Source organism: Nocardioides sp. (genome assembly GCF_030019515.1).
Taxonomy (GTDB): domain Bacteria; phylum Actinomycetota; class Actinomycetes; order Propionibacteriales; family Nocardioidaceae; genus Nocardioides.
On sequence record NZ_JASEEQ010000011.1, the window covers coordinates 156,670 to 163,512 of the forward strand.

Below are 6,843 nucleotides of genomic sequence, written 5' to 3' on the forward strand. Positions count from 1 at the left end.
CGTCACCACCTGCCCTTTCGGGCAGGTCCGCGACACCGGGGCCGGCTCGGCGGTCGCTCAGCGCCGGGCGAGCACCGGCTCGAGCGGGGGGATCACCGCGTCCGCGACCACGAACGGGTGGTCGGTCGCGCGCTGCACCAGCCCGGCCGTGGAGGCCAGGAAGTCGGAGAACTCGATGACCGAGGAGCCGAAGATCCAGTCGACGTTCATGTCGGGGGGAGGCAGGCACGCGCCGCCGACCGAGCCGCCGTTCGCGGCGCGCATCGCACCCGACCCGGTGACCTTGCAGAACACCTCGTCGCGCTCGTTGAAGTCGCCGGTGAGGACCACCGGGAAGCCCGCGGTGTGCAGCTGGTTGATCAGCCCGATCTCGAGGGCCGTGGCCGCGTCGCGCCAGCGCTCGTTGTTCCCCCAGCGTCCGGTGGTCGCCGGGTTGTGCACGTTGATGAAGTAGACGTCCTGCCCCGAGGCGATGTTGTGCAGCCGGACGTACGGCATCGGGACCTTCTGGCCCCGGAAGTACGGGATCGGGATGGTCGCGCCCTCGACCAGCTCCCAGGTGTCGGTGCGCCAGGCGATCGAGTTGCGGACCGCGCGCGGGTCGCCACTCACCCCGGGGTAGACGCCCCAGCTGCCGGCGGTCAGGTTGCTGAACGTGCGGAACTGGGACTCCTCGAACTCCTGGAGGCCCACCACGTCGGCCCCCGAGGAGCGCAGCACGGAGACCGCCCAGCCCATCCGGGTGGAGGCGCCGGCCCAGCCGCGCTTGTTGCCGCCGGCGTTGGTGTGGGAGGCGCCCAGCACGTTGAACGTGCTCACCCGGAAGGTGGTCGGGGCCTGCCGAGCGACCAGCTGGGTCTTGCGGCGCAGCTCACGGCCCACCTTGCCGACCTGCTGCGGCCGGATCGTGGGCGCCGGGAGCACGGCCTGCTCCTCGGGCACCTCGGTGGGCGCCGTGGAGCCGATGGTCCGGGTGACGCTCGGCCGCTGGGTCGCGAGGGCTACGTCGGTCGCGCCGGAGCCGGGGTCGGCGGGCCGGAAGATGGCCAGGGCCGAGACGACGAGACCGAGCAGGCCGACCACGGCGATCGTCGCGACCGCGGCGCCGTTGCGCTCCTCCGGGCCGTGCGGACCGGCGTGCTTGGACATGCCTCGCGATCCCTCTTCCACACCGGTTCGTTGCCGGTTCGCCGCCTGACTGGCTGCGCTGACTCTACCCGAACGACCCCGCGTCAACCCTGCCGGCGACGTCCGACCAGGCGCGGCCACCGTCGGCCGTGAGGACCGGACGCGGACGTCGACCCGCTCCTCCCATCGGCCTCGGCGAGGAGAACCTGAGCGACAGCGACCGGGTCGTCGGTGAGCGTGACGTCGTCGGGGTGCGGCGTCCCTGCCGGCGCGGTCACCGGCGCCAGGTCGGCGAGGTCCCCGTGCACCGGGTGGCCGGCCGCGGCGACCTGCGCGACCCACCGCTGCGTGGCGTCCGCGAGCAGCCCGTCCAGCTCGTGCGGGGTCCGGGGTCGTGGACCGGGCCGGCCGGCGAGCCGGCCCTCGGCGTACCCGCGCTTGACCACCCGGTTGTAGATGCGCGGCTCCAGCCGGCCGGCGAGCTCGGCATTGACCGCGCGCAGCAGGGCGACCTCCGCGGCACCCAGCGAGGGGTTCGCCGGCGGTCCTGCGGCGTCGAGCAGCCCCGGGTCGATCCCGACGGCCGCGGCGAACCGGCGCCAGAGCTCCTCGGGCGGTGCTCCGGGAGGCGGTGCCACGACCAGGTGCGCCCGCTCCGGCCCCACCGCCGATCCCCAGCGGCGCAGGCAGTCGGCGAAGTCCTGGGCGTGCCAGAAGTGCGGGCGCACCCCGCCCGCGTCCGGACCGGCGTCGGGGCCGGAGTCGGCGCGCAGCTGGTCGCGCTCGAACTCGGCGAAGGACCAGGTCGCGCCGAGCTTGACCTCCTCCTGCCAGTGGGCCGTCGCCTGGCGGCCGAGGTCGCGCGCCGTCACCACGACGTGCACGTCGTGGCCCGCCAGCGGCGCAAGCGCCGTGCGGATCTGCGCGGTCGTCGCGCCGGCCAGCACCTCGTGGCCCAGGACCGTCGTACCGCCGAAGCCGCGGGCCCGTTCGCACAGCGCCGCCCAGGCCCCCGCGACGTCGGCGGCGGCCAGACCGAACTTCGCGTGGCTGCCGCGGACCTCGACCGCGCCGTGGAACATCGCGCCGGGCCGCACGAGGGGGTAGTCGACCGCGGCCGCCAGGAGCCGGTCGCGCTGGCCGGCGAGCAGCCCCTGGAGGTACGTCGTACCGGTCTTGGGCAGCCCGACGTGGACGACGATGCGCGGCGCTGGTGACGGCACGGTGACATCGTGCCACCCGCTCCGGCCGGTAGCGTTCATCACTGTGAGCACCGCCCCCGTCCGCGTCTACGCGGCCCGCCTGGTCGGGCTGCCGATCTTCGACCCCGTGGGCGACCAGGTGGGCAAGGTCCGCGACCTCGTGGTGGCCGTCCGCTCGGAGGTGCACCAGCCGCGCGTCCTCGGACTGGTGGCGGAGGTGTTCGGTCGGCGCCGCATCTTCGTGCCGATGACCCGGGTGACCAACATCGACAGCGGCCAGGTCTACACGACCGGCCTGCTCAACATGCGCCGCTTCGAGCAGCGCCCGACCGAGACCCTGGTGATCGGGCAGATGCTCGACCGCACCGTGCGGATCACCAGCTCCGGGGTCACCGGGACCGTGTTCGACGTCGCCATGGAGCAGGCCCGCAACCGTGACTGGGTGCTCAGCCGGGTGGCGGTCCAGGAGCCGGCGAAGGGGCTGCGTCGGCGCGGGCAGACCTTCGTCATCGAGTGGCGCGACGTCGAGGGCCTGACCCAGCGCGAGGAGACACAGGGTGCCACCCACCTGATCGCCGCCCTCAACGAGATGCGCCCCGCGGACGCGGCGAACATGATCCACGACCTGCCCCCCGAGCGCCGGATCGCCGTGGTCGCCGCGCTCGACGACGAGCGGCTGGCGGACGTCCTCGAGGAGCTGCCCGAGGAGGATCAGGTCGAGATCTTCGAGCACCTCGACTCCGAGCGGGCGGCCGACGTGCTCGAGGAGATGTCCCCCGACGACGCGGCCGACCTGATCGCCGAGCTGCCCCCGGAGACCGCCGCCGCCCTGCTCGAGCTGATGGAGCCCGACGAGGCCGAGGACGTCAAGCGGCTGATGTCGTACGTCGAGAACACCGCGGGCGCGATGATGACGCCCGAGCCGGTGATCCTGGGCCCGGACGCCACCATCGCCGACGCGCTCGCGCACGTCCGCAACCCCGACCTCACGCCGGCGCTCGCCGCGCTCGTCTACGTCTGCCGGCCACCGCTCGAGACGCCGACCGGCCGGTTCCTCGGCGTGGCACACATCCAGCGGCTGCTGCGCGAGCCGCCGTCGACGCTGGTCGCCGGCGTCCTGGACGACTCCATGGACCCGCTCAAGCCCGAGGCCACGATCGACCAGGTCGCCGCCCACCTCGCGACCTACAACCTGGTCGCAGCGCCGGTGGTCGACGAGAACGGCCACCTGCTCGGCGCGGTGAGCGTCGACGACCTGCTCGACCACATGCTCCCGGAGAACTGGCGCGACCAGGCGATCCGCTCCTCCGACCGCTCACAGGGGGTGCGCCGTGGCTGAGGGGCGCACGCCGCGGGCCCGGTTGGACACGCCCAAGGAGGCGCGCCGGCCGCTGGTGCGGCGCCCGTCGTACGACTCCGACACGTTCGGGATCTTCGCCGAGCAGTTCGCGCGGTTCATGGGGACCGCGAAGTTCCTCATCTACATGACGCTGTTCGTGGTCATCTGGGTGGTCTGGAACCTGCTCATCCCGGGTGGCTCGCGGTTCGACGAGTACCCGTTCATCTTCCTGACTCTGATGCTCAGCCTGCAGGCGTCGTACGCCGCCCCGCTGATCCTGCTCGCCCAGAACCGGCAGGAGCAGCGGGACAAGGTGGTCGCCGAGCAGGACCGCCAAGCGAACGCCCGTGCGCACGCGGACATGGAGTTCCTCGCCCGCGAGGTGGCCTCGCTGCGGATGGCCGTGGGCGAGGTCACCACCCGCGACTTCCTGCGCTCGGAGCTGCGCGCGCTGCTCAGTGAGCTGGACGACCGCGCGCAGGAGGGTGGCCAGCGTCACCCGGGCGGCGACGAGAGCGACGTACCCACCGCCTAGACTCGGACATCGTGAGCACCCCGTCCCTCGAGCAGGTCCACGCCGCACTGGCCACCGTCAACGACCCCGAGATCAAGCGCCCGATCACCGAGCTCGGCATGGTCGACACCGTCGACGTCGACGAGGCCGGTGTCGTGCACCTCACCGTGCTGCTGACCGTGGCGGGCTGTCCGCTCAAGGACACCATCAACCGGGACGTCACGGCGGCGGTCTCCCGCGTGGACGGGGTCGCCGGCGTCGACCTCACCCTCGGCGTGATGACCGCCGAGCAGCGCAGCGGCCTGCACCAGACGTTGCGCGGCGGCCAGGCCCAGCGCGAGATCCCGTTCGCCCAGCCCGGCTCGCTGACGAAGGTCTTCGCGATCGCCAGCGGCAAGGGCGGGGTCGGCAAGTCCTCGGTCACCGTGAACCTCGCGATCGCGATGGCCGGACGGGGCCTCAAGGTGGGTGTCGTGGACGCGGACATCTACGGCCACTCGGTCCCGGCGATGCTCGGCGTCGCCGACCAGCGGCCCACCCAGGTCGACGACCTGATCATGCCGGTCCCCACCGCCAGCGGCGTCTCGGTGATCTCGATCGGGATGCTCAAGCCGCGCCGCGACCAGGTGGTCGCCTGGCGCGGCCCGATGCTCGACCGGGCGCTCGTGCAGATGCTCGCCGACGTCTACTGGGGCGACCTCGACGTGCTGCTCCTCGACCTGCCGCCCGGCACCGGCGACATCGCCATCTCGCTGGGCCAGCACCTGCCGGGTGCCGAGGTCGTGGTCGTGACCACGCCCCAGGAGGCTGCCGCCGAGGTCGCCGAGCGCGCCGGCACGATGGCCTCGATGATGCACCAGCGCGTGGTCGGCGTCGTCGAGAACATGAGCTACCTGGCCTGCCCGCACTGCGCCGAGCAGGGCACCGAGCACCGGTTGGAGATCTTCGGTGCCGGCGGTGGCGCCCGCGTCGCCCAGACGCTCTCGGCACGGTTCGGGTACGACGTGCCGGTGCTGGGCGAGGTCCCCCTCGACACCTCACTGCGCGAGGGCGGCGACAACGGCAAGCCGATCGTGGACTCGGATCCGTCCGCGCCGAGTGCCCGGGCGCTCGACGCCGTCGCCGAGAAGCTGGCGGGCCGCGGCCGCGGCCTGGCCGGGATGCAGCTCGGACTGACGCCGACCAGCAAGTTCTAGGCTGTAGGTTCTAGCCCGTGTTCGGGGTCGGCCTGCCGGAGTTCGCGGTGCTCGCCTTCGTCGCCGTGCTCGTGTTCGGCCCGGACAAGCTCCCCGAGCTGGCCCGTCAGGCCGGCCAGGTGATGCGCCGCGTGCGGTCCCTCGCCAACGCCGCCCGCGACGAGCTGCGCGAGGAGCTCGGCCCCGAGTACGCCGACCTCGAGCTGCGCGACCTGGACCCGCGCACGATCGTCAAGCGGCACCTCGCCGAGGCGCTCGAGGACGACGACGAGGAGACGGCGCCCCGCCCGGCCCGGCGCGGCCAGCGGCCGCTCCACGACGGCGAGGTCCCGCCGTACGACCCCGACGCGACCTGACCGCCGTCGCAAGCATCGAGTCGGCGCGTCTTGCCCACCCCACCCGGGCGAGTCGGCGCGTCTTGCCCACCCCACCCGGGCGAGTCGGCGCGTCTTGCCCACCCCACCCGGGCGAGTCGGCGCGTCTTGCCCGCGTCGCCGTTCCCGGCAACGGCTCGAGCGGGCAAGTTGCGCCGACTCGACGTCCCGTCGCGGGCACGTTGCGCCGACTCGGCGTCAGTCCCGGCTCTGGACCGCGGCCAGGGCGCTGAACGCCACCAGGACGGTCTGCTCGGCACCGACCCCGACCTCGACGAAGTCCGCCCCCACCCGGCGCAGGACCGCCTCGTGAGCGCTGCCGTCGAGCAGGTGGAGCACGCACCGCTCCCCCGCGCCGGCGATCCGGCGCAGCGCCGAGCCGAGGCCGAGCCGCGCCACCGGTGACCACGCCACCTCGGGCAGCGAGCGGTCCGAGGCGTCCCGGACGGTCGCGACGGCATCCAGGCGGATCACCCAGTCCTGGGCGTGGCCGCTGACCAGGCACCAGCCCTTGCCGACCCGATCGAGCGTCCCGCTCACTGCACCGGGGCCGGTCACCTCGAGCCGCACCGGCGTCCCGACCGACGCCATCAGCCGGCTGGCGAGGGTGACCTGCTGGTACTCCGCCCGGCTCCGGTCGGCGAGCTCCGCCTCCCGCTCGGCGTCGTAGAGCGCCTCGGCCTGCTGCTCGAGGTCGTCGAGCACCGCGAAGAGCTCCTCCTCCCAGGCCATGGGCCGACCCTGCCACGCCCCGGCGGCCGGCGGCAGCCCTCGCAGCGCTCTGTGGAGGAACTCTTGACTATGCGAGTAAAGAAGCGTCTCCTAAAGCAAACAGAGGAAAACGTACGTTAATGTGAGGTTCTCGGGATGCACGCTTCGGTGACGCGGTGCCTGGCGGTCTGGGCGGCCGCGACCGCACTCGCCGCGGCGCTGGGCGCCGGCCTGCTCCCCGCGGCCCTCGGCGGCGGCCCGACCTTCGACCAGGCCCTGGTGCGCACCTGCGCGGCCGTGGCGCTGGTCGGCACCGGCTGGCTGTGGCTGGCCGCCAGCGCGACCGTCGTGGCGGCCCTGCGCGGCCGGCCGGCGCGGG

8 protein-coding genes are annotated in these 6,843 nt (G+C 73.4%); 5 read left to right on the top strand and 3 right to left on the bottom strand.

The annotated features are described in order from the left end of the window. Nucleotides 1–57: 57 nt before the first annotated feature. Both QMC84_RS16180 and QMC84_RS16185 read right to left on the bottom strand, forming a co-directional pair. Nucleotides 58–1,149: an endonuclease/exonuclease/phosphatase family protein gene (locus tag QMC84_RS16180; protein WP_300376421.1), complete on the bottom strand. Its 1,092-nt coding sequence runs from the start codon at nucleotides 1,147–1,149 to the stop codon at nucleotides 58–60. A gap of 83 nt (nucleotides 1,150–1,232) precedes the next feature. Beyond that, complete coding sequence (locus QMC84_RS16185; protein ID WP_300376423.1) at nucleotides 1,233–2,351, bottom strand: hypothetical protein; 1,119 nt, start codon at nucleotides 2,349–2,351, stop codon at nucleotides 1,233–1,235. 43 nt (nucleotides 2,352–2,394) lie between these two features. Here QMC84_RS16185 and QMC84_RS16190 point away from each other — a divergent pair, with 43 nt between their 5' ends. Genes QMC84_RS16190 through QMC84_RS16205 form a run of 4 tightly spaced genes read left to right on the top strand, consistent with a single transcriptional unit; the run spans nucleotide 2,395 to nucleotide 5,735 of the window. After that, nucleotides 2,395–3,669 carry a CBS domain-containing protein gene (locus tag QMC84_RS16190; protein ID WP_300376425.1) on the top strand — a complete coding sequence of 425 codons (1,275 nt, stop codon included), beginning with the start codon at nucleotides 2,395–2,397 and terminating at the stop codon, nucleotides 3,667–3,669. Beyond that, nucleotides 3,662–4,204 carry a DUF1003 domain-containing protein gene (locus QMC84_RS16195; RefSeq protein WP_300376427.1) on the top strand — a complete coding sequence of 181 codons (543 nt, stop codon included), beginning with the start codon at nucleotides 3,662–3,664 and terminating at the stop codon, nucleotides 4,202–4,204. The genes QMC84_RS16190 and QMC84_RS16195 overlap by 8 nt, the downstream gene beginning before the upstream one ends. Nucleotides 4,205–4,215: 11 nt before the next feature. Next, entirely contained in the window at nucleotides 4,216–5,379 is a 1,164-nt protein-coding gene (locus tag QMC84_RS16200) for a P-loop NTPase (RefSeq protein WP_300376429.1), read from the top strand. A gap of 17 nt (nucleotides 5,380–5,396) precedes the next feature. Beyond that, nucleotides 5,397–5,735, top strand: coding sequence for a sec-independent translocase (locus tag QMC84_RS16205; RefSeq protein WP_300376431.1), 339 nt, complete (start codon nucleotides 5,397–5,399; stop codon nucleotides 5,733–5,735). 216 nt (nucleotides 5,736–5,951) lie between these two features. Here QMC84_RS16205 and QMC84_RS16210 read toward each other — a convergent pair whose 3' ends face one another. Further along, nucleotides 5,952–6,485 (bottom strand): hypothetical protein, encoded by a 534-nt coding sequence (locus QMC84_RS16210; RefSeq protein ID WP_300376433.1) that lies wholly within the window; start codon nucleotides 6,483–6,485, stop codon nucleotides 5,952–5,954. 135 nt (nucleotides 6,486–6,620) lie between these two features. Here QMC84_RS16210 and QMC84_RS16215 point away from each other — a divergent pair. Next, nucleotides 6,621–6,843 (top strand): hypothetical protein (locus QMC84_RS16215; RefSeq protein ID WP_300376435.1); only part of this gene is annotated, 223 nt, incomplete at its 3' end.